At 68.9% G+C, this 21522-nt stretch carries 22 protein-coding genes; 17 read left to right on the top strand and 5 right to left on the bottom strand.

The features are described 5' to 3' along the window. The first annotated feature begins 9 nt into the window (after nt 1–9). The 13 genes from ACSX1D_RS03755 (at nt 10) to ACSX1D_RS03695 (ending at nt 13565) form a co-directional block, all read left to right on the top strand. Nucleotides 10–945 (top strand): 4-hydroxyproline epimerase, encoded by a 936-nt coding sequence (locus tag ACSX1D_RS03755; protein WP_439861035.1) that lies wholly within the window; start codon nt 10–12, stop codon nt 943–945. Further along, nucleotides 942–2063, top strand: a complete 1122-nt coding sequence (locus ACSX1D_RS03750; RefSeq protein WP_439861034.1) for an NAD(P)/FAD-dependent oxidoreductase — start codon at nt 942–944, stop codon at nt 2061–2063. The genes ACSX1D_RS03755 and ACSX1D_RS03750 overlap by 4 nt, the downstream gene beginning before the upstream one ends. Then, nucleotides 2060–2296, top strand: coding sequence for a (2Fe-2S)-binding protein (locus ACSX1D_RS03745; RefSeq protein WP_208708511.1), 237 nt, complete (start codon nt 2060–2062; stop codon nt 2294–2296). Before ACSX1D_RS03750 ends, ACSX1D_RS03745 begins: the two co-directional genes overlap by 4 nt. Beyond that, nucleotides 2293–3594 carry an FAD-dependent oxidoreductase gene (locus ACSX1D_RS03740; protein WP_439861033.1) on the top strand — a complete coding sequence of 434 codons (1302 nt, stop codon included), beginning with the start codon at nt 2293–2295 and terminating at the stop codon, nt 3592–3594. Before ACSX1D_RS03745 ends, ACSX1D_RS03740 begins: the two co-directional genes overlap by 4 nt. Before the next feature lie 62 nt (nt 3595–3656). Next, the gene (locus ACSX1D_RS03735) at nt 3657–4412 is read left to right on the top strand and encodes a helix-turn-helix domain-containing protein (protein WP_439861032.1); all 756 of its coding nucleotides are present in this window, start codon (nt 3657–3659) and stop codon (nt 4410–4412) included. Nucleotides 4413–4907: 495 nt separating this feature from the next. Next, a complete protein-coding gene (locus tag ACSX1D_RS03730; RefSeq protein ID WP_439861031.1) occupies nt 4908–5726 on the top strand; it encodes an ABC transporter substrate-binding protein in 819 nt (272 codons plus the stop codon). Nucleotides 5727–5799: 73 nt separating this feature from the next. Then, nucleotides 5800–7569, top strand: a complete 1770-nt coding sequence (lhpI, locus tag ACSX1D_RS03725; RefSeq protein WP_439861030.1) for a cis-3-hydroxy-L-proline dehydratase — start codon at nt 5800–5802, stop codon at nt 7567–7569. Between the two features lie 3 nt (nt 7570–7572). Continuing rightward, the gene (locus ACSX1D_RS03720) at nt 7573–8238 is read left to right on the top strand and encodes an amino acid ABC transporter permease (RefSeq protein ID WP_208708506.1); all 666 of its coding nucleotides are present in this window, start codon (nt 7573–7575) and stop codon (nt 8236–8238) included. Between the two features lie 13 nt (nt 8239–8251). After that, nucleotides 8252–8902, top strand: coding sequence for an amino acid ABC transporter permease (locus tag ACSX1D_RS03715; RefSeq protein WP_208710149.1), 651 nt, complete (start codon nt 8252–8254; stop codon nt 8900–8902). Then, the gene (locus ACSX1D_RS03710; RefSeq protein ID WP_439861029.1) at nt 8895–9617 is read left to right on the top strand and encodes an amino acid ABC transporter ATP-binding protein; all 723 of its coding nucleotides are present in this window, start codon (nt 8895–8897) and stop codon (nt 9615–9617) included. The genes ACSX1D_RS03715 and ACSX1D_RS03710 overlap by 8 nt, the downstream gene beginning before the upstream one ends. A 125-nt stretch (nt 9618–9742) precedes the next feature. Continuing rightward, nucleotides 9743–10774 (top strand): trans-3-hydroxy-L-proline dehydratase, encoded by a 1032-nt coding sequence (locus ACSX1D_RS03705; RefSeq protein WP_439861028.1) that lies wholly within the window; start codon nt 9743–9745, stop codon nt 10772–10774. Nucleotides 10775–10922: 148 nt separating this feature from the next. Continuing rightward, on the top strand, nt 10923–11870 hold the full coding sequence (locus tag ACSX1D_RS03700; RefSeq protein ID WP_439861027.1) for a dihydrodipicolinate synthase family protein: 948 nt from the start codon (nt 10923–10925) through the stop codon (nt 11868–11870). A 111-nt stretch (nt 11871–11981) separates the two neighbouring features. Then, nucleotides 11982–13565 carry an aldehyde dehydrogenase (NADP(+)) gene (locus ACSX1D_RS03695; protein WP_439861026.1) on the top strand — a complete coding sequence of 528 codons (1584 nt, stop codon included), beginning with the start codon at nt 11982–11984 and terminating at the stop codon, nt 13563–13565. A 76-nt stretch (nt 13566–13641) separates the two neighbouring features. On the opposite strand, the gene ACSX1D_RS03690 is transcribed toward ACSX1D_RS03695, so the two are convergent. The 3 genes from ACSX1D_RS03690 to ACSX1D_RS03680 form a co-directional block, all read right to left on the bottom strand. Beyond that, the gene (locus tag ACSX1D_RS03690) at nt 13642–14652 is read right to left on the bottom strand and encodes an Ldh family oxidoreductase (RefSeq protein WP_439861025.1); all 1011 of its coding nucleotides are present in this window, start codon (nt 14650–14652) and stop codon (nt 13642–13644) included. 101 nt (nt 14653–14753) lie between these two features. Then, nucleotides 14754–15227 (bottom strand): WbuC family cupin fold metalloprotein, encoded by a 474-nt coding sequence (locus ACSX1D_RS03685; RefSeq protein WP_439861024.1) that lies wholly within the window; start codon nt 15225–15227, stop codon nt 14754–14756. Between the two features lie 4 nt (nt 15228–15231). Next, nucleotides 15232–15789, bottom strand: coding sequence for a hypoxanthine-guanine phosphoribosyltransferase (locus ACSX1D_RS03680; protein ID WP_439861023.1), 558 nt, complete (start codon nt 15787–15789; stop codon nt 15232–15234). A gap of 259 nt (nt 15790–16048) precedes the next feature. Here ACSX1D_RS03680 and upp point away from each other — a divergent pair, with 259 nt between their 5' ends. Next, on the top strand, nt 16049–16687 hold the full coding sequence (gene upp, locus ACSX1D_RS03675; RefSeq protein ID WP_439861022.1) for a uracil phosphoribosyltransferase: 639 nt from the start codon (nt 16049–16051) through the stop codon (nt 16685–16687). Nucleotides 16688–16689: 2 nt separating this feature from the next. Continuing rightward, on the top strand, nt 16690–17955 hold the full coding sequence (locus ACSX1D_RS03670; RefSeq protein WP_439861021.1) for a uracil-xanthine permease family protein: 1266 nt from the start codon (nt 16690–16692) through the stop codon (nt 17953–17955). Nucleotides 17956–18084: 129 nt separating this feature from the next. Here ACSX1D_RS03670 and hemH read toward each other — a convergent pair whose 3' ends face one another. Together hemH and ACSX1D_RS03660 are read right to left on the bottom strand one after the other, a co-directional pair. Further along, nucleotides 18085–19107 (bottom strand): ferrochelatase, encoded by a 1023-nt coding sequence (gene hemH, locus ACSX1D_RS03665; RefSeq protein WP_439861020.1) that lies wholly within the window; start codon nt 19105–19107, stop codon nt 18085–18087. Nucleotides 19108–19119: 12 nt separating this feature from the next. Beyond that, a complete protein-coding gene (locus ACSX1D_RS03660) occupies nt 19120–20025 on the bottom strand; it encodes a TIGR01777 family oxidoreductase (protein WP_208708495.1) in 906 nt (301 codons plus the stop codon). 198 nt (nt 20026–20223) lie between these two features. On the opposite strand from ACSX1D_RS03660, the gene ACSX1D_RS03655 reads away from it, so the two are divergent. Continuing rightward, the gene (locus tag ACSX1D_RS03655) at nt 20224–21216 is read left to right on the top strand and encodes an NAD(P)/FAD-dependent oxidoreductase (protein ID WP_208708494.1); all 993 of its coding nucleotides are present in this window, start codon (nt 20224–20226) and stop codon (nt 21214–21216) included. Between the two features lie 19 nt (nt 21217–21235). Beyond that, nucleotides 21236–21469, top strand: coding sequence for a TIGR02450 family Trp-rich protein (locus ACSX1D_RS03650; RefSeq protein ID WP_208708492.1), 234 nt, complete (start codon nt 21236–21238; stop codon nt 21467–21469). Nucleotides 21470–21522: the final 53 nt, after the last annotated feature.

Here is a 21522-nt window from a genome sequence, read left to right as displayed (position 1 = left end):
GCCGGCGCCATGAAACGCATCCAAGTCATCGACTCTCACACCGGCGGCGAACCGACCCGCCTGGTAATCGGCGGGTTTCCCGAGCTGGGCCGCGGCAGCATGCTCGAACGCCGCCAGCGCCTGGCCGAGCACCATGACGATTGGCGCGCCGCCACGGTGCTGGAGCCACGCGGCAGCGATGTGCTGGTCGGCGCGCTGCTGTGCGAGCCGGTGGACCCGAGTGCCAGCGCCGGGGTGATCTTCTTCAACAACAGCGGTTATCTCGGCATGTGCGGCCACGGCACCATCGGCCTGATCGCCTCCCTGGCCCACCTGGGGCGCATCCAGCCCGGCCTGCACCGCATCGAGACACCGGTGGGTACTGTTGAGGCGACCCTGCACGCGGATCGCTCGGTCAGCGTGCGCAACGTGCCCGCCTACCGCTACCGCCAGGCGGTGCCCCTGGAAGTGCCGGGCCACGGCAACGTCACGGGCGATATCGCCTGGGGCGGCAACTGGTTCTTCCTGATCGCCGAGCACGGCCAGCGCATCGCCGGCGACAACCTGGAGGCGCTGACCGCCTACACCTGGGCGGTGCGCCAGACTTTGGAGAGCCAGTGCCTGCGCGGCGAGGACGGCGGAGAGATCGACCATATCGAACTGTTCGCCGACGACCCCGAGGCCGACAGCCGCAACTTCGTGCTGTGCCCCGGCAAGGCCTACGACCGCTCGCCCTGCGGCACCGGCACCAGCGCCAAGCTGGCCTGCCTGGCCGCCGACGGCAAGCTGGCGCCCGGCGCGCTGTGGCGCCAGGCCAGCGTGATCGGCAGCCAGTTCGAGGCCAGCTATGAGTGGCAGGACGAGCGCCGCATCGTCCCGACCATCCGCGGCCGCGCCCATATCAGCGCCGAGGCGACCCTGCTGCTGGAGGACGACGATCCTTTCGCCTGGGGCATTCGCGGATGAATGCCGATGTCATCGTCATCGGCGCCGGCATAGTCGGCAGCGCCTGCGCCCATGAGTTCGCCCGCCGCGGCCTCGACGTGCTGGTGCTGGACAGCCAGCGCGGCGGCGCCACGGCGGTGGGCATGGGCCACCTGGTGGCGATGGACGACAACCCGGCGGAGCTGGCCCTCAGCCGCTACTCCATCGATTTGTGGCGCCAGTGGGCGCCGCAGCTCCCCGCCGACTGCGCCTACCATAACTGCGGCACCCTGTGGCTGGCCACAGACCGCGAGGAGCTGGGCGCCGCCGAGCACAAGCGCGACACCCTGAGCGCGGCCGGCATCGCCTGCCAGATGGTCGACGCCGCCGCGCTGCGTCAGGCCGAGCCGATGCTGCGCCAGGACCTGAGCGGCGCCCTGAAGGTGCCAGGCGACAGCATCCTCTACGCACCCAATGCCGCGCGCTGGCTACTGGACCAGGGCGGCATGCGCATCCGCCAGCGCCGGGCGCGGGTCGTCGAGGTCGCCGGCAACCGCCTGCGCCTGGAGGGCGGCGAGTGGCTGCAGGCCCAGTTCGTGGTGCTGGCGGCCGGCATCCATGCCAGCGAGCTGTGCCCGGAACTGCCGATCCGCCCGAAGAAGGGCCACCTGCTGATCACCGACCGCTACCCCGGACGCATCCAGCATCAGCTGGTGGAACTCGGCTATGCCGCCAGCGCCCACGCCAACAACGGCAACTCGGTGGCATTCAATGCCCAGCCCCGGCCGACCGGGCAGATCCTGCTTGGCTCCTCGCGGCAGTTCGACAGCCTCGACCCCGCCGTCGAGGGCCCACTGCTGGCGCGCATGCTGGCGCGCGCCCTCGACTACCTGCCGGGGCTGGCGAGCATGAACGCCATCCGCAGCTGGACCGGCTTTCGCGCCGCCACCCCGGACGGCCTGCCGCTGCTCGGCCAGCATCCGCAGCAGCCCGGCCTGTGGCTGGCGGTCGGTCACGAGGGACTCGGCGTCACCACCGCGCCGGGCAGCGCCCGGCTGCTCGCCGCCCAGCTGTTCGACGAGCGCCCGGCCATCGACCTCGAGCCCTACCGCCCCGAGCGTTTCATCCACATGACTGTCCCCATAGAGCAAGGCGCATGATCGAACTCAGCCTCGATGGCCAACCCTTGCGCGTGCCCGCCGGCTGCACCGTGGCGGCCGCGCTCTGCCTGGGTGGCGACGGCAGCAGCCGCACCGCGGTCGGCGGCCAGCGTCGCGCGCCGCTGTGCGGCATGGGGGTATGCCAGGAGTGCCGGGTCAGCATCGACGGCCGGCGGCGCCTGGCCTGCCAGACCCTGTGCCAGCCCGGCATGCAGGTGGAGACCCGGCCATGACCCGCGACTTCGACCTGCTGATCATCGGCGCCGGCCCCGCCGGCATGGCTGCGGCCCTGGCCGCCGCCCCCAGCGGCGCGCGCATCGCCATCATCGACGACAACCCGGCGCCCGGCGGGCAGATCTGGCGCGATGGCGTGCGGGCGCAGCTGCCGGTCAATGCCCTGCGTTACCGCGAGGCCTTGGCCGCGGCGGGCAATATCCAGCTGTTCAGCTCCACCCGGGTGGTGGCAATCGCCGCCCCGCAGCTGTTGCTGCTGGAGGACGACAGCAGCGTCTGGCAGGCACGCTACGCCAAGCTGATCCTCTGTACCGGCGCCCGCGAGCTGCTGCTGCCCTTCCCCGGCTGGACCCTGCCCGGGGTGACCGGCGCCGGCGGCCTGCAGGCGCTGATCAAGGGCGGCGTGCCGGTCGCCGGCGAGCGCCTGGTGATCGCCGGCAGCGGTCCACTGCTGCTGGCCGGCGCCGCCACCGCAAAACAGGCCGGCGCCCAGCTGCTGCGCATCGCCGAGCAGGCTCGCTTCGGCGCCCTGGCGGCCTTCGCCCTGCAACTGCCGCGCTGGCCCGGCAAGCTGCTGCAGGCCGCCCAGCTGTTCGACCGCCACTACCGCAGCGGCAGCTTCGTGCTGGCTGCCCTCGGCACGGAGCGTCTGGAAGGGGTGCGCCTGAATCAGGACGGCAAGGTCGTGGAAATGGCCTGCGAGCGCCTGGCCTGTGGTTTCGGCCTGATCCCCAACACCCAGCTGGGCCAGGCCCTCGGCTGCGACTTGGCCGAACAGGCCATCGCCGTGGATGCCTGGCAGGCCTGCAGCCTGGACGGCCACTACGCCGCCGGCGAATGCACCGGCTTCGGCGGCAGCGAGCTGGCCCTGGTCGAGGGCGCCATCGCCGGCCACGCCGCGGTCGGCCAACAGGCCGAAGCCCGCGCCCTGTGGCCACAACGGCGGCGCTGGCAGGCCTTCGCCGCGCAGCTCGGCCGCCGCTTCGCCCTCGACCCGCGACTCAAGCAACTGGCCGAGGCCGACACCCTGGTGTGCCGCTGCGAGGATGTGCCCTATGCCGCGCTCGCCGGGCGCAGCGACTGGACCGACGCCAAGCTGCACAGCCGCTGCGGCATGGGCGCCTGCCAGGGGCGCATCTGTGGCGGCGCCACCCGCTTCCTGTTCGACTGGCCGGCCCCGGCGCCGCGTCCGCCCTTCTCGCCGGCGCGCATCGACAGCCTGCTGCAACTGGCCGACGTGCCCCAGACACGCCCGGCCGAGGAGCCAGCGCTTCCCCGAGCGCGGCGCGGGTCGTAGAGTAGGGCCGCGCTCGCCTCGCGAGCGCGCCCTTTCCCGCCCTGCCCGGACCTCGCCTGCGCATGCCGCTCCAGCTCCAGCACCTGCCCACGCCCCGCGACCTGCCGGAACTGCTCGGCAGCCTGCAGCTGATCGCCCCCCTGCTCGATGCCATGCCCGATCTGGTGTTCTTCATCAAGGACACCGAGGCGCGCTACGTGCTGGTCAACCAGACCCTGCTGCAACGCTGCGCCCTCAAGGAGCGCCAGGCGTTGCTCGGCATGACCGCCGAACAGGTATTCCCCTCGCGTTTCGGCCCGCTCTACACCGAGCAGGACCGTCGCGTGCTGGAGGGCGGCGAGCAACTGCGCGACCAGCTGGAGCTGCACCTCTACCCCGGCCGCCAGCCCGGCTGGTGCCTGACCCACAAGCTGGCCCTGCGCGACCGTGACGGCGCGATCATCGGCATGGCCGGCATCTCCGCCGACCTGCAGGCGCCCCAGGCCAGCCACCCGGCCTACCAGAAGCTGGCGGCGGTGGACGCGCATATCCGCCAGCACTATGCCCAGCCCATCGCGGTGAAGGACCTCTGCGCCATCGCCGGGTTGTCCGTCGCCCAGCTGGAGCGCCTGTGCAAGCGCATCTTCGGCCTCAACCCGCGGCAGATGATCCACCGCGCACGCCTGGGCGCCGCTTCCCAGCTGCTGAGCGGCGAACTGCCAATCACCGAGATCGCCCTGCGCTGCGGCTACACCGACCACAGCGCCTTCAGCCGCCAGTTCAAGGCCCTCACCGGCCTCTCTCCCAGCCAGTACCGCGAACGCCAACGCGGCCCGTAGGGTGCGCTGCGCTGCGCGCACCAAACACCACACACCCCACACCCGGAGCCAATGGTGCGCATGGCGCACCCTACGTCGATTCGACGACCAACCGGCAGGGCGCCGCCGCAGGCCAAACATCAACACCCGTAGGGTGCGCCGCGCGCACCAAACACCCCACACCCGGCGGCCCCTCGGCCTTGTCATCGCTTCGTCGCCTGTTACCCCCATTGTCACCTTTGGGTGCAAACCCGCTTCGTCCTGCTTCATTTTGTGACGCCACGCCCCGCCAAGGGCTCACCCGCGACGGCTGCAGTCGCGCCTGCGACCTGGCCCGGGCCAGGCCTGACGCCCCGCGTGTCGTGGGCTGCGGCCCCCTCCTCCTCTCTCCTGCCCAATCGCGTCGCCCCAACCAGGGTTCTGGCACAGTCGGTGCATATCTAATATCGTATACGAAATCTGCAATACGAAAAATCAGATACCCCAACGCTCGACCCACCAGACCACGAGGCCCCTATGAAAACTCCAACAATCGCCGTAGCCCTCTCCGCTGTTCTGAGCACCTCCTTTATCAACCTGGCCCAGGCCGACAAGCTCGACGACATCATCGAGTCGGGCAAGCTGCGCTGCGCCGTGACCCTGGACTTCCCGCCCATGGGCTTCCGTGACGAAGGCAACAACCCCGCCGGCTTCGACGTCGACTATTGCGCCGACCTGGCGAAGATCCTCGGCGTCACCCCTGAGGTGGTGGAAACCCCCTTCCCGGACCGCATCCCTGCGCTGATCTCCGGCCGCGCCGACGTCATCGTCGCCTCCACCTCCGACACCCTCGAGCGGGCCAAGACCGTCGGCATGACCGTGCCCTACTTCGCCTTCCAGATGGTCGTGCTGACCCGCGACGACAGCGGCATCAGCAGCTACCAGGACCTCAAGGGCCGCCCAGTCGGCAACACCAGCGGCACCTACGAGGCCATCGCCCTGGAGAAGGACGTCAAGGCCTGGGGCGGCGGCAGCTTCCGCGCCTACCAGAGCCTCAACGACACCATCCTCGCCGTCACCCAGGGTCACATCGACGCCACGGTGGTGACCAACACGGTGGCCGCCTCGACCCTCAAATCCGGCAAGTACAAGGGCCTGAAGATCGCCGGCGACGCGCCCTACACCATCGACTACGTGTCCCTGGCGGCCAAGCGCAACGAGTACGGCCTGCTCAACTACATGAACCTGTTCGTCAATCAGCAGGTGCGCACCGGCCGCTACCAGGAACTGTGGAACAAGTGGGTCGGCGAAGAGGTCGCGCCAGCCAACCTGGCCGTACCGGGCGTGTACTACTGAGCCGCACAGCCAGCCAAACCCGCGCACATTCACCAATCAACGTGCGGCCCCAGGGGTCGCACGGGAGCTACAGATGCCTGAACTGTCGATACAAGCGCGCAGCCTGGTTGCCGGCAACGCGCAAGGCGAATTGCTGTATGCCGATGTTGGCTTGAGCTTCTGGGGCGGAGTCGACCCCAGCAGCGGCGAGGTGATCGATCGCCATCACCCCCTGAGTGGCCGGGTCATCGCCGGGCGCGTGCTGGCGATCCCCAGCGGTCGCGGCTCCTGCACCGGCAGCAGCGTGCTGCTGGAACTGATTCTCAACGGTCATGGGCCCGCCGCCCTGGTGGTGGCGCAGCCCGAGGAGATTCTCAGCCTGGGCGTGCTGGTGGCCCAGGCCCTTTTCGAGCGCGACCTGCCGGTGGTTTGCGTTGGCGAGGAGGCCTTCGCCTGCCTGCAGGACTGCCGCTTCGTGCGGGTCGAAGGCAGTCGGGTCGAGGCCTTCGACGCGCCGCCCGCCGACGCCTGGCGGCCGAAGTCGGACGATCTCGCGAGCCATCCCGTTGCCAGCAGCTTCAGACTCAGCGACGGCGACCGCGCGCTGCTCGACGGCCACCACGGCAAGGCCGCCCAGGTGGCCATGCAGATCGTCCTGCAGATGGCCGAGCTGCAGGGCGCCAGCGAGCTGATCGACATCGCCCAGGCGCATATCGATGGCTGCATCTACACCGGCCCGGCCAGCCTGCGCTTCGCCCGTCAGTTGCTCGACTGGGGCGCGCAGGTGCGGGTGCCGACCACCCTCAATGCCATCTCCGTGGACCAGCGTCTCTGGCGCGCCCAGGGCATCGACCCGGCCTTCGGCGAACCGGCCAGCGCCCTGGGTGACGTCTACATGGCAATGGGTGCGCAGATGAGCTTCACCTGCGCACCCTACCTGCTGGACAGCGCGCCCAAGGCCGGCGAGCAGGTGGTCTGGGCCGAGTCCAACGCGGTGGTGTACGCCAACAGCGTGCTGGCCGCGCGCACCCAGAAATACCCGGATTTTCTCGACATCTGCATCGCCCTGACCGGCCGCGCGCCACGTTCCGGTTGCCATCTCGACAGCGGCCGGGTGCCCAGCCTGCTGGTCGAGGTGACGCCGCCGGAGCGGCGCGACGATGCCTACTATCCGCTGCTGGGCTACCACATCGGCGCCCTGGCCGGCAGCCAGATCCCGCTGATCACCGGCCTGGAGCAGAGCGCGCCGAGCCTGGACGAGCTCAAGGCCTTCGGTGCGGCCTTCGCCACCACCTCCGGCGCACCGATGTTCCATATCGCCGGGGTGACCCCGGAGGCGGCGATGGCCGAGCAGGCCCTGGTCGGCATGCCGCCGCGCCGCCGACTCAGGATCACTGTGCAGGACCTGCTCGCCAGCTGGCGCGAGCTGAACAGCGCCGACAGCCCGCAGCTGGGCCTGGTGGCCCTGGGCAACCCGCACTTCTCCCTGAGCGAATGCGCCGCCCTGGCCCGTCTCTGCGCCGGCCGGCGCAAGCACCCCGACGTGGCCCTGGTAATCACCTGTGGTCGCCAGGTGCTCGAGCAGGCCCGCCAGGCCGGCCACGTCGCCGCGCTTGCGGCCTTCGGCGCGCAGTTCGTCACCGACACCTGCTGGTGCATGCTCGGCGAGCCGGTGCTGCCGGTGGCGGCCACCACCCTGATGACCAACTCCGGCAAGTACGCCCACTACGCCCCGGGCCTGGTCGGCCGCCGCGTGCACTTCGCCGGCCTGTCGGCGTGCGTCGAGGCCGCGTGCAGCGGCCAGGCCAGCGGCGAGCTGCCGGCCTGGCTGAACCCGGCCACCAGCAGCGAAGGAGGCCATTGAGCGATGTTCGACTACAGCTTCCACTGGCGCTCGGCCCTCAAGGCCCTGCCCGACATGCTCAGCGGCGCCTGGGTGACCTTCGAGACCGCCGCCCTGTCGATGATCTTCGGCGTGCTGATCGCCCTGTGCCTGACCCTGATGCGACAGATGAAGAACCCGCTGACCCGCGGCTTCGCCGATGCCTGGGTGTCGGTGGCGCGCAACACGCCGTCGCTGTTCCAGATCTACCTGCTGTATTTCGGCCTCGGCTCCTTCGGCCTGCATATCAGCTCCTGGGCCGCGCTGCTGGCGGGGATCACCTTCAACAACGCCGGCTACCTGGCGGAAAACTTCCGCGGCGGCCTCAAGGCGGTGCCGGAGACGCAGATGCGCGCGGCCCGCTCCCTGGGCATGAGCGCCTTCAAGGCCTACCGCCTGGTCGTCGTGCCGCAGCTCTTGCGCATCGTCTTCTACCCGCTGACCAACCAGATGGTCTGGGCGGTGCTGATGACCTCCCTGGGGGTGATCGTCGGCCTCAACAACGACCTCACCGGGGTCACCCAGGACTACAACGTGAAGACCTTCCGCACCTTCGAGTACTTCGCCCTGGCGGCGGTGCTCTACTACCTGATCGCCAAAGCCATCGTACTGGCCGCCCGCCTGCTGGGCTGGCGCCTGTTCCGCTACTGAGAGGGCCATGGCCATGTTCGCTACCAGCCTTACCTCGACCGACCTGCTGTTCCTCCTGCAGGGCGCCTGGACCACCATCCTGCTGACCCTCGGCGCGATGCTCCTGGGCACCCTCGGCGGCGTGCTCTGCGGCCTGCTGCGGGCCACCCTGCCGCGCGCCAGCCTGCCGCTGGCCTGGCTGCTGGATGTGTTTCGCAGCGTGCCGCTGCTGATCCAGTTCGTCCTGTTCAATTCACTCAAGAGCATCGCCGGCCTGGACTGGAGCGCCTTTTCCGTCGCCTGCGGGGTGCTCGGCGTGTATGCCGCGGCCTATTGCACGGAGATCGTGCGCAGCGGCGTGCTGGCGGTGTCGCCCAACGTGCGCCGCGCCGCCCGTTCGCTCGGCATGAGCTACTGGCAGGACCTGCGCCATATCGTCCTGCCGATGGCCACCCGGATCGCCTTTCCCGGCTGGCTCAACCTGTGCCTGTCGGTGATGAAAGACACCGCCCTGGTCATGTGGATCGGCATCATCGAGTTGCTGCGCGCCTCGCAGACCATCGTCACGCGCATTCAGGAGCCGCTGCTGGTGCTGTGCATCGCCGGGCTCATCTACTACTTCATCAGCCTGGTCGTTGCCCGCCTGGGCAACCAACTGGAGAAAAGGTGGCAGGAAAATGATTGAGATCGACAACGTACACAAATCCTTCGGCGACCTGGATGTGATCAAGGGCGTCAGCCTGACGGTGAACAAGGGCGAGGTGGTCTCGATCATCGGCGGCTCGGGTTCGGGCAAGTCGACCCTGCTGATGTGCATCAACGGCCTGGAATCGATCAAGCAGGGCAGCATCCGCGTCGACGGCACCGAGGTGCACGCCAAGGCCACCGACCTGAACAAGCTGCGGCAGAAGATCGGCATCGTCTTCCAGCAGTGGAACGCCTTCCCCCACCTGACCGTACTGGAGAACGTCATGCTGGCGCCGCGCAAGGTGCTCGGCCAGAGCCGCGAGCAGGCCGAGGAAATGGCGGTCAGGCAGCTGACCCACGTCGGCCTGGGCGACAAGCTCAAGGTGTTCCCCGGCAAGCTCTCCGGCGGCCAGCAGCAGCGCATGGCCATCGCCCGCGCCCTGGCCATGTCGCCGGACTATATGCTGTTCGACGAGGCCACCAGCGCGCTGGACCCACAGCTGGTTGGCGAGGTGCTGGACACCATGCGCCTGCTCGCCGAGGAAGGCATGACCATGGTCCTGGTGACCCACGAGATCAGCTTCGCCCGTGAGGTGTCCGACCGCGTGGCGTTCTTCCGCAACGGCCTGGTGCACGAGATCGGCACGCCCGAGCAGGTGCTGATCAATCCCCAGCGCGCGGAAACCGCCGACTTCCTCAAGTCCGTGCTCTAGCCTGCTGCGTAGGGTGCGCCCTGCGCACCAGCAACAATGTCAATGGTGCGCGGGGCGCACCCTACAGATGCCAAGCGCAGACGCTTGAACAACGGATCAGCGAGACAGCACACCAGGAGTCATTCATGCGTTCATCGAAGATCATCCATGTGGTCAGCTGCCACGCCGAGGGCGAGGTGGGTGACGTGATAGTCGGCGGCGTGGCGCCGCCACCCGGCGACACGGTCTGGGCGCAATCGCGCTGGATCGCCGAGGACCAGTGGCTGCGCAACTTCATGCTCAACGAACCGCGCGGCGGGGTGTTCCGCCACGTCAACCTGCTGCTGCCGGCCAAGGACCCACGGGCGCAGATGGCCTGGATCATCATGGAGCCGGCCGACACCCCGCCGATGTCCGGCTCCAACTCGCTGTGCGTGGCCACCGTGCTGCTGGAGAGCGGCATCCTGCCGATGACGGAGCCCGAGACCCGCCTGGTACTGGAAGCGCCGGGCGGCCTGATCGAGGCGCTGGCCCAGTGCCGCGACGGCAAGGTCGAGCGGGTCGAGGTGAAGAACCTGCCCTCCTTCGCCGACCAGCTCGACGCCTGGATCGAGGTGGAGGGCATCGGCTCGCTGCAGGTGGACACCGCCTACGGCGGCGACAGCTTCGTCATCGCCGACGCCCAGGCCCTGGGCTTTGCCCTGGGCGCCGACGAGGCCGCCGACCTGGCGACCATGGGCCTTAAGATCACCCGCGCGGCCAATGAGCAGCTGGGTTTCGTCCACCCGCTGAACCCCGACTGGGAGCATATCTCCTTCTGCCAGCTGGCCGGCCCGCTGCAGCGGCAGCAGGGCGTGCTGAGCGCCGCCAATGCCGTGGTGATCCGCCCCGGCAAGGTCGACCGTTCGCCCACCGGCACCGGCTGCTCGGCGCGCATGGCGGTGCTGCATGCCAGGGGCCAGTTGGCGGTGGGCGAGCGCTTTATCGGCCGCTCGATCATCGGCTCCGAGTTCCACTGCCGCATCGACAGCCTGAGCGAGGTGGCCGGGCGCCCGGCGATCATCCCCTGCCTGTCCGGCCGGGCCTGGATCACCGGCACCCACCAGCACCTGCTCGACCCGAGCGACCCCTGGCCGACCGGTTACCGCCTCTCGGATACCTGGCCGGTCCAGCTGTAGCCGTAAACCCTGTTTCTTGAGGATCTGAAAACCGCCGCCTCGCCGGCGCGATGAACCGGGCCTGGACCCAACCCATGGCAACAAGGGCTTATAACGGCCATTAATTTTCGTATACGAAATACATTTAATCTGCCCAGGAGGCGACAGCATGAACAGCACCATCTTCACCGGCACCATCCCCGCCCTGATGACCCCCTGCACCGCCGAGCGCAAGCCGGACTTCGACGCCCTGGTGCGCAAGGGCCGCGAAATGATCGAAGCCGGCATGAGCGCGGTGGTCTACTGCGGCTCCATGGGCGACTGGCCGTTGCTCACCGAAGCCGAACGCCAGGAAGGGGTGGCGCGCCTGGTGGCCGCCGGCATCCCGACTATCGTCGGCACCGGTGCGGTGAACAGTCGCGAAGCAGTATCCCACGCCGCCCACGCCGCCAAGGTCGGCGCCCATGGCCTGATGGTCATCCCGCGCGTGTTGTCCCGTGGTGCTTCGCCAGCCGCCCAGGAGGCGCACTTCTCCGCCATTCTCGAAGCGGCGCCGCAGCTTCCGGCGGTGATCTACAACAGCCCGTACTACGGCTTTGCAACCCGCGCCGAACTGTTTTTCAAACTGCGCCGCCAATACCCTAATCTGATCGGCTTCAAGGAATTCGGCGGCGCCGCCGACATGCGCTACGCCGCCGAGCACATCACCTCGCAGGATGACGAAGTGATTCTCATGGCCGGCGTCGATACCCAGGTCATGCATGGCTTCGTCAATTGCGGTGCGACCGGCGCCATCACCGGTATCGGCAACGCCCTGCCGCGCGAAGTGCTGCAGCTGGTGGAACTGAGCAAGCAGGCCGCCAAGGGCGACGCCATTGCCCGCCGCCGCGCCCTGGAGCTGTCCGAGGCGCTGAACGTGCTGTCGTCTTTCGACGAAGGCACCGACCTGGTTCTCTACTACAAACACCTGATGGTGCTGGGCGGCGACCAGGAATACGCCCTGCACTTCAACGAAACCGATGCGCTCAGCGCCGCCCAACGTCACTACGCCGAGACCCAGTACAACCTGTTCCGCCAGTGGTACGCCAACTGGTCGGCCGAACAGAACCTCGCCTGATCGCGGTACTTCGGCCGGGTGCTTCCAGCGCAGTCGGCCGATCTGGCCTGCAATAACCGAGTTCAACCGAACATTCCGTACCTGTTTATAGGCCCCCAACAGGAGCTAGCAATGCCCGCTACCATCGGCCACAACTTCATCGCCGGCGACCGCAGCGCCGCCGGTGAGGTCATCCTGCAGAGCCTCGACGCCACGACCGGCGAGGCGCTGCCCTACAGCTTCCACCAGGCCACCGAGGCCGAGGTGGATGCCGCCGCCCGCGCCGCGGCAGCCGCCTACCCGCGCTACCGGCAACTCTCGGCCGAGCGCCGCGCCGAGTTCCTCGAGGCCATCGCCGACGAGATCGACGCCCTGGGCGACGACTTCGTTGCCCTGGTGTGCCGCGAGACCGCCTTGCCCGCCGCACGCATCCAGGGCGAACGCGGCCGCACCAGCAACCAGCTGCGCCTGTTCGCCCGGGTGCTGCGCCGTGGCGATTTCTACGGCGCGCGCATCGACCGCGCGCTGCCCGAGCGCCAGCCGCTGCCGCGCCCGGACCTGCGCCAGTACCGCATCGGCCTCGGTCCGGTGGCGGTGTTCGGCGCCAGCAACTTCCCCCTGGCCTTCTCCACCGCCGGCGGCGACAGCGCCGCGGCGCTGGCCGCCGGCTGCCCGGTGGTGTTCAAGGCCCACAGCGGGCACATGGCCACGGCAGAACTGGTCGCCCAGGCGATCATCCAGGCGGCGGAGAAGACCGGTATGCCGGCCGGGGTGTTCAACATGGTCTACGGCAACGGCGTGGGCGCCGACCTGGTCAGGCACCCGGCCATCCAGGCCGTCGGCTTCACCGGCTCGCTCAAGGGCGGCCGGGCGCTGTGCGACCTGGCGGCGGCGCGCCCGCAGCCGATCCCGGTGTTCGCCGAGATGAGTTCGATCAACCCGGTGCTGCTGCTGCCCGCAGCCCTGACGCAGCGCGGCGCGCAGATCGCCAGCGAGCTGAGCGCCTCGGTGGTGCTGGGTTGCGGCCAGTTCTGCACCAATCCCGGCCTGCTGATCGGCATCCGATCGGCCGAGTTCAGCGCCTTGGTGCAGGACCTGGCCGCCCGGATGGCCGAGCAGCCGGCGCAGACCATGCTCAACGCCGGCACCCTGCGCAGCTATGAGCGAGGCGTGGCGGCGCTGCACGGCCACCCGGGCATTCGCCACCTGGCGGGTCGCACGCAGGCCGGCAAGCAGGCCCAGCCGCAGCTGTTCCAGGCCGATGCCCGCCTGCTGCGCGAGGGCGACGAGCTGCTGCAGGAAGAGGTGTTCGGCCCGACCAGCATCGTGGTCGAGGTGGCCGACATGGCCGAGTTGACCCAGGCCCTGCATGGCCTGCACGGGCAGCTGAGCGCCACCCTGATCGCCGATCCGGCGGACCTGGACAGCTGTGCACCACTGCTGGCGCTGCTGGAGCAGAAGGCCGGGCGCCTGCTGCTCAACGGCTACCCCACCGGGGTCGAGGTGGGCGACGCCATGGTCCATGGCGGCCCCTACCCGGCCACCTCCGATGCCCGCGGCACCTCGGTCGGCAGCCTGGCGATCGAGCGCTTCCTGCGCCCGGTCTGCTACCAGAACTGCCCGGATGCGCTGCTGCCGGCCGCCCTGCAGAACGCCAACCCACTGGGCATCGCCCGCCTGGTGGACGGCGAGACCACGCGGCAAGCCCTGACCTGATAGTTGTCGGCCAGGTCCCAGGGTTGCTGTCTTGCCCCGGCTTATCGAGCCGGGGCTTTTTTATCCGCTCAGCCCATCATCCGGCGACAAGCAATGCCTGGAGGTCGTCGTACAGCGCCTGGGGAATCTGCACGCCCTGTTCGGCGCTGCGCGCCCGCGCCTCATAGCGGCGCTGCGACGGCAGGCGCGCGCCCTGACCCTGGATGCTCTCGAACAGGGTTTCGGCCCGCGCCAGGTGCTGTGCGGCCGCGTCGCCGAGGAAGCGCCGCGGGTCGAGGGCGATGATCAGTTCGCCGTGATAGGGCGAGCAGTCGCCGCCGGCGTCAAAGGCCTTGGACTCGGCGCTGGTCAGGTCGCCAATCAGGGGGCCGGCGATCAGTTCGACCATCGCCGCCAGGGCCGAGCCCTTGTGCCCGCCGAAGGTCTGCATGGCGCCGCGCAGCACCGCCGCCGCATCGGTGCTGGGCCGGCCCTGCTCATCGACGCCCCAGCCCTCGGGGATCGGCTTGCCGGCGCGGCGGTGCAGCTCGATGTCGCCGCGGGCGATGACGCTGGTGGCGAAGTCGAAGATGAACGGGTCGTGCCCGGCCCGAGGCCAGCCGAAGGCGATCGGGTTGGTGCCGAACACCGGCTGGCTGCCGCCGGCCGGCGCCACCCAGGCATGGCTGGGGGTGCAGGCCAGGGCCACCAGGCCGGCCGCGGTCAGGGCCTCGATCTCCACCCACAGGGCGGAGAAATGTACGCAATGGTTGATCGCCAGGGCGGCGATGCCGCAGTCGCGGGTCTTGCTCAGCAGCACCGGCAGGCCGGCCTGGAAGGCCAGCTGGGAGAAGCCGCCGCGGGCATCGACGCGGACGATCGCCGGCGCCTGGTCGAACACCTCGGGCGCGGCGTCGGCGACCACCTTGCCGGCCTTGAGCGAGCGCACGCAGCCGAGCAGCCGGTACAGGCCGTGGGAGGCGCAGCCGTCGCGCTCGCCGGCCAGCACCGTGGCGCTGACCGCCTGCACGTGGGGCTCGCTGAAGCCATTGCGGCGCAGGATGTCCTGCGCCAGTTCGCGTGCTTGTTCCAGGGTCAATCGAATCACGGTGCGGCTCCTCTGCTAACCAACGGCTAGCGTGGCGCCTCGGACCTGCAGCGGCTTGAGCCGTTTAGCCGGGGAAACTGACGAATTCGGCACAGCCGCACTCAGGCGAACTGCGCGCGCATCCACGACAGGTAGGCCGCCGCGCCGGGTTCGCCCTCGTTCGGCGCCCAGGGCGCGCGCTCGCCCTCGCCGACCGGCCGGTAGGGCCCGGCCTTGCACTCGAACAGGATGCTGTCGGCCTGCAGCACCACCAGGGCGTGGAACACCCCCGGCGGCAGGTCGACGCCGACACAGTCGCCGCCGGCCTCCAGCACCCGCTGGTCCTGCAGCGCACCGGCCTCGTCGAAGATCAGCAGGCCCAGGCGCCCCTGCAGCACCAGCAGGGCCTCGGCCTTGTCCGCCGCAAGGTGGCGGTGCGGCGGGATATAGGTGTCCGGCTGCAGGCCCACGGCCATGCGGTGGCAGGGCTCCTCCATCGCATGGAAGGTATGGTGCTGGCGCTGGCGCGGGTTGGCCGCGGCCTTCCCGGCCAACTCGGTAAACAGGGCTAGATCGAGAAAGCGCGGCGCGGCCATGGCGTTACAGGCCCTTGACCGCGAAGATGCCGGCGGCGTTGCGCCAGTAGCCCTTGTAGTCCATGCCGTAGCCGAAGATGTAGCGATCGATGCACGGCAGGCCGACGTAATCGGCCTTGAGGTCCGGGCGCGCCTTGCGGTCGTGGTCCTTGTCGATCAGCACCGCGGTGTGCACCGCCGCCGCGCCGGCATGGCGGCAGAAGTCGATGATCGCGCCGAGGGTGTGCCCCTCGTCGAGGATGTCGTCGATGATCAGCACGTCGCGGTCGATAAAGGAGATTTCCGGCTTGGCCTTCCAGAACAGCTCGCCGCCGCTGGTCTCGTTGCGGTAGCGGGTGGCGTGCAGGTAGGACAGCTCCAGGGGGAAGTTCAGCTTGGGCAGCAGCTTGCCGGAGAAGATCAGGCCGCCGTTCATCACGCAGAACACCACGGGGTTGCGCTCGGCCAGCTCGCCGTTGATCGCCGCGGCGACCCGGTCGATGGCCGCTTCCACTTCGGCTTCGCTGTACAGGCAATCGGCTTCCGCCATGACTTGGCGAATGTGCGCGAGATCGGCGGGCATGATGATTCCTCTTGAGTGAATGGCCCTGCTCGAGGCAGAGAACCTGATCGGGTCGTCAAAATAAAAGTCGGCAAAGGTACGCATCCGGCCGGCGCGGAGCAAGCCCCGGCGGACAAACGTGGCCACAAGCCGGCTACCTCGGCGAACGGGGGGATATTAAACGCAATCCTCCGGCAAGACTCGGCAAACCGCGCACCACTTGCCCGGCGCAATGCATTACTCTAACGCCATTTTTCGCCAGCCCCGTCGGAGACCCCGCATGCCCATTCTCGAGATCCGCCACCCGCTGATCCGCCACAAGCTCGGCCTGATGCGCCGCGCCGACATCAGCACGAAGAACTTCCGCGAACTGGCGCAGGAAGTCGGCGCCCTGCTGACATACGAGGCGACCAAGGATCTGCCCCTGGAAAGCTACGAGATCCCGGGCTGGGCAGGGCCGGTGCAGGTGGAGAAGATCTCCGGCAAGAAGATCACCGTGGTGCCGATCCTGCGCGCCGGCATCGGCATGCTCGACGGCGTGCTCAGCCTGATCCCCGGGGCCAAGGTCAGTGCCGTGGGCGTGGCACGCAACGAGGAAACCCTGCAGGCGCACACCTACCTGGAGAAGCTGGTACCGGAGATCAACGAGCGCCTGGCGATGATCATCGACCCGATGCTGGCCACCGGCGGCTCCATGGTCGCCACCATCGACCTGCTGAAGAAGGCCGGCTGCAGGGAAATCCGCGCCATGGTGCTGGTCGCCGCACCGGAAGGCATCAAGGTGGTCAACGACGCCCACCCGGACGTGCAGATCTACACCGCCTCGATCGACGAGCGGCTCAACGAGCACGGCTACATCATTCCCGGCCTGGGCGATGCCGGCGACAAGATCTTCGGCACCAAGCAGAAGGACGCCTGAGCATGCAGGAGCACATGCAGGACCCCACCTGGCGCCAGGCCCTGGCCGGCTCGCAGATGCTTTTCGTGGCCTTCGGCGCCCTGGTGCTGATGCCGCTGATCACCGGTATGGACCCTAACGTGGCGCTGTTCACCGCGGGCCTCGGCACCCTGATCTTCCAGCTGGTGACCAAGAACCAGGTGCCGGTGTTCCTCGCCTCCAGCTTCGCCTTCATCGCTCCTATCCTCGCCGCGAAGAACGACTTCGGCCTGCCGGCGACCCTCGGCGGCCTGGTGGCCGCCGGCGGCATGTACATGCTGCTGGCCGGTGCGGTGCGCCTGAAGGGCACCGGCTTCATCGACCGCCTGCTGCCGCCGGTGGTGATCGGCCCGGTGATCATGGCCATCGGCCTGGGCCTGGCGCCGGTCGCGGCCAACATGGCGATGGGCAAGGCCGGCGACGCCAGCGTGCAGCTGGTGCCCTATGACACGGCGCTGATGATCTCCCTGCCGGCGCTGATCACCACCCTGATCGTGGCGGTGATCGGCCGCGGCATCTTCCGCCTGATCCCGATCCTCTGCGGCGTCGCCGTGGGCTACGTTTTGGCCGTGCTGTTCGGCGTGGTCGAGTTCAGCGGCGTGGCTGCCGCCCCCTGGCTGGCCATGCCCAACTTCGTCGCCCCGGAGCTGCACTGGGGGGCGATCCTGTTCATCCTGCCGGTGGCCATTGCCCCGGCCATCGAGCACATCGGCGACGTGCTGGCGATCGGCACGGTGACCGGCAAGAACTACCTGAAGAAGCCCGGCCTGCACCGCACCCTGCTCGGCGACGGCCTGGCCACCTCGGCCGCCGGCCTGCTCGGTGGCCCGCCCAACACCACCTACTCGGAAGTCACCGGGGCGGTGATGCTGACCAAGAACTTCAACCCCAAGGTGATGATCTGGGCCGCACTGATCGCCATGGCCCTGGCCTTCATCGGCAAGTTCGGCGCCGCCCTGCAGAGCATCCCGGTGCCAGTAATGGGCGGCATCCTCTGCCTGCTGTTCGGCTCCATCGCGGTGGTCGGCCTGAACACCCTGATCCGCCACCAGGTCGACCTGTCCGAGGCGCGCAACCTGGTGATCGTCGCCGTGACCCTGGTGTTCGGCATCGGCGGCATGGTCATCGGCGCCGGCGACGTCAGCCTCAAGGGCATCTCCCTGTGCGGCATCATCGCCATCCTGCTCAACCTGCTGCTACCCGGCGGCCAGGGCTGGCGCAGCAAGGCGCTGAGCGAAGAGCAGGGCTAAGCGGCCCAGACGAAGCAGCCCCGCCGATGCGGGGCTTCTTCGTTGCACACGCCGCCTACAGCCAGTTCACGATTTCCCGTAGGGTGCGCCACGCGCACCAATACCCCCAGAAAAGATCGCCGCCAGGCTCTAGAGCATCGTCGGCGCGCGTTCGCACAGGCGCTTGAGGGCCGCCACCCAGCTCGGGTGATCGTTGAGACAAGGCACCAGCTGCAGGCTCTCGCCCCCGGCCGCCTGGAACTGCTCGCGGCCGCGGTCGCCGATTTCCTCCAGGGTCTCGATGCAATCGGCGACGAAGGCCGGGCACATCACCAGCAGCTTCTTCACCCCCTGCCCGGCCAGCTCGTCGAGGCGGGTCTCGGTGTAGGGCTCGATCCACTTGGCCTTGCCCAGGCGCGACTGGAAGGACACCGACCATTGCTCGGGACGCAGCCCCAGGCGCGCGGCGAAGGCCTCGGCACTACGCAGGCACTGGGCGCGGTAGCAGGTGGCGAGCACCTCGGGCGGTGCCGTGCGGCAGCAGTCGGCGCCCTTCAGGCAGTGGCCGCTGGGGTCGAGCTTGTGCAGGTGGCGTTCGGGCAGGCCGTGGAAGCTCAGCAGCAGGTGGTCGAAGTCCTGCTCCAGGTGGGGCTTGGCGCTGTCCACCAGGGCATCGAGGTACTCCGGCTGGTCGTAGAACGGCGGCAGGATGGCGAAGTCCAGCTTCAGGCGCTGGTCACGCACCACCCGCTTGGCCTCCTCGATCACCGTGGTCACCGTGCTGTCGGCGAACTGCGGATAGAGCGGCGCCAGGGTCACCTGGCGAATGCCCTGGGCGGCCAGCCGGGTCAGCACCGACTCGATCGACGGTTCGCCGTAGCGCATCGACAGCTCCACCGGCCCCTGGCTCCAGTGCCCGCGCATCGCCTCCTGCAGGCGGCGGCTCAGCACCACCAGGGGCGAGCCCTCGTCCCACCAGATCGACGCATAGGCATGGGCCGACGGCGCCGGACGCTTGATCAGGATCAGCGACACGAGCAACCGGCGCAGCGGCCAGGGCAGGTCGATGACGTAGGGGTCCATGAGGAATTGATTGAGGTAGCGTCGCACATCGGCCACGTCGGTCGATGCCGGGGAGCCCAGGTTGACCAGCAGCAGGGCGTGATCGGTCATAAACAGTCCTATTCAATGGCGGCCGGCCAGAAGATCCTCGAGGGCCGCATCCAGATCGGTAAAGCGAAATCGAAAGCCCGCCGCCTCCAGGCGCGCCGGCAGCGCGCGCTGCCCACCGAGCAGCAGCTCGGACAGCTCGCCCAGGGTGGCGCGCAGCACGAAAGCCGGGGCGGGCAGAATCGCCGGACGGTGCAAGGCTTTGCCCAGCGCCTGGGCAAACTCGGCGTTGCGCACCGGCGCCGGCGCGCAGGCATTATAGGGACCCGCGGCCTGCTGCTGGTGCAGGAGAAAATCAATCAGGCCGATTTGGTCGTCCAGGTGGATCCACGGCATCCACTGTCGGCCGTCGCCCAGCGGCCCACCCAGGCCGAGCCTGAACGGCAGCAGCAGGCGCTTGAGCATGCCGCCTTCCCTGGCCAGCACCAGGCCGGTGCGCACCAGCACCACGCGGATGCCCATGGCCTCGGCGCGCTGCGCGGTCTCCTCCCAGGCGCCGCACAGCTGGGCGGCGAAGTCGTCGGTGACCTGGGGGTTGTCCTCGAGCAGTTCGCGTTCGCCGCCATTGCCGTACCAGCCCACCGCCGAGCCGGACAGCAACAGCTGCGGCTTCTGCCCGCGTTGCCCCAGCCAGGCCAGCAGCTGCTCGGTGAGGCCGATCCGGCTGGCCCACAGCAGGGTCTTGCGCTTGCGCGTCCAGGGCCGATCGGCGATCGGCGCGCCAGCCAGGTTGATCACCGCATCCAGCGGCTCCTCACCCAGCTCCTCGAGGCGGCCGATGCCGCGCACCGCGGCGCCACACAGGCTCGATACCCGCTGCGGACTGCGGCTCCACACGGTCAGCTGGTGGCCCTGGGCAAGCCAGTGGCGGCACAGGGCACGTCCGATCAAACCGGTACCGCCGGTCAGCAATATGTGCATGGCATCTTCCTCGCATGGCGTAACAGCGGGTTATCGCCCTAGTCTGTTTTATAAGAGGGGCACGTGCCTTTTATCCCCAGGCAGGTTGTCCTAAATATAGAGAGACGGCCGAGGAACCGCACAAGTTTATACACAACTATAATATTGTATAGCTTTTGTCTAAAGCGTAATCTCGCGCTCTAGCACATGAGGTAGACCATGACAGCACTCGCCCCCATCGCCATCATCGGCACCGGCATGGCCGGATTGTCGGCCGCCCAGACCCTGCACGCCGCGGGCCACGAGCTGCAGCTGTTCGACAAGAGTCGCGGCAGCGGCGGGCGCATGGCCAGCAGGCGCAGCGACGCCGGCGCCCTCGATCTGGGCGCGCAGTACTTCACCGCGCGCGACCGCCGCTTCGTCGAGGCGGTCCAGCAGTGGCAGGCCCGCGGCTGGGTCGCCGAATGGCAACCGAGCCTCTACCACTACCGAGACGGCCAGCTCGCCTCCTCGCCGGACGAGCAGCTGCGCTGGGTCGGCATCCCACGCATGAGCGCGATCACCCGCGCCCTGCTCGGCGCCCTGCCGGTGCACTTCTCCTGCCGCATCACCGAGGTGTTCCGCGGTGAACAGTACTGGCACCTGCAGGATGCCGACGGGCGCAGCCACGGCCCCTTCAGCCATGTCCTGATCGCCACCCCGGCGCCCCAGGCCAGCGCCCTGCTGGCCAGCGCCCCCAAGCTCGCCGCGGCCGCCGCCAGCGTGCCGATGGAGCCGACCTGGGCCGCCGCGCTGGCCTTCGACAGCCCCCTGGACACCGATGTGGAGGGCTGCTTCGTGCACGACAGCCCCCTCGACTGGCTGGCGCGCAACCGCAGCAAGCCCGGCCGCGAGACCACCCTGGACACCTGGGTGCTGCACGCCAGCAGCAGCTGGAGCAAGCAGCACCTGGACCTGCCCAAGGAAGATGTGATCGAGCACCTGCTCGGCGCCTTCGCCGAGATGATCGGCTGCACCGTGCCGGCGCCGTCCTTCAGCCTGGCCCATCGCTGGCTCTATGCCCGCCCGGGCAACGCCCACCAGTGGGGCGCGCTGGCCGACGCCGACCTGGGGCTGTATGCCTGCGGCGACTGGTGCCTGTCCGGTCGCGTCGAGGGCGCCTGGCTGAGCGGCCACGAGGCGGCGCGCAAGCTGCTCGGCCACCTGCAGTGAGCGGAGCCGGAGCGGGACGATGAACGCCGGGTTGCCGCGCCACCGCCTCAATCCGCGCAAGCTGCTGCTGTCCAAGTGGACAGCGGTACAGCCACAGAACCGCGAGAAGCACTTCCTGGTCATCGAACTGCTGCGCGACGAGGACGACAACGTCGTCGCGGTCGAGCTGCAGGCGGTGCTCAGTCAACGCAACCAGCGCCTGCCCTGGCGCGCCCTGCAGGACGCCCGGCACTGGCGCATGGGCTGGCAGTAACCCCCCCTCCCCACACACGACCTATACAAATCTTGTACAAAATACTTGTACAA

The sequence above is a fragment of the Pseudomonas sp. MBLB4136 genome (assembly GCF_051904765.1).
Classification (GTDB): Bacteria; Pseudomonadota; Gammaproteobacteria; order Pseudomonadales; family Pseudomonadaceae; genus Aquipseudomonas.
This window is presented reverse-complemented; position numbering and strand designations above follow the sequence as displayed.